This window comes from Kluyvera intermedia, assembly GCF_021440345.1.
GTDB classification, from domain to species: Bacteria; Pseudomonadota; Gammaproteobacteria; order Enterobacterales; family Enterobacteriaceae; genus Kluyvera; species Kluyvera intermedia_A.
Map to the genome: position 1 here is coordinate 1 of NZ_JAKCNS010000183.1, position 597 is coordinate 597.

Consider the following 597-nt stretch of genomic DNA (forward strand, 5'->3'; position numbering starts at 1 on the left):
AACTCACATGTTATTGAAGCTCATCTGCATAAAATTCCAGGTCTTACGGAGAATTTTATTTATTTTAATGATGATGTTTTTGCAGCCAGACCGCTCGAAGCCTCACATTTTTTCAAAAGTAATGGTATTTCTTCACTGTTTTTATCTAATAAAAGCTTAAACTTTATGAAAGAGAGAGGTGTTGAAACACCAACATTATCGGCATCTTTAAACGTGAAGTTACTTCTTGCTAGAGATTACCAGTTTAACTTTGATAGTCCCCTTGTTCATACCTATATACCATTAAAGAAAAGTATGTTTGAACTTGCATGGGATAAATATCATGATGATATTCATGGTTTTCTTAATAATAGATTTAGAACCAACGAAGATATAAATGTTGCAACTTGCATGGTTCCGTGGTTGGCTTATATACATGGGAAATCATTTCCATCTCGAGATGTTTGTTACTACTTTAATATACGATCATCAGCAGCTAAAAGTTACTATAAAGCTCTAAGTAAAAATAAAACTATCGAAAATGCGCCACACTCATTTTGTGCTAATGACTTTAATTCAGAGAAAACAACACTAGATAATTATCATGATTTACTCTTG

The 597-nt window shown here is 32.2% G+C and carries 1 pseudogene; it reads left to right on the top strand.

From position 1 onward, the window contains the following. Positions 1-597, top strand: a pseudogene (locus LZ634_RS22610) (capsule biosynthesis protein CapC); the annotation flags it as partial.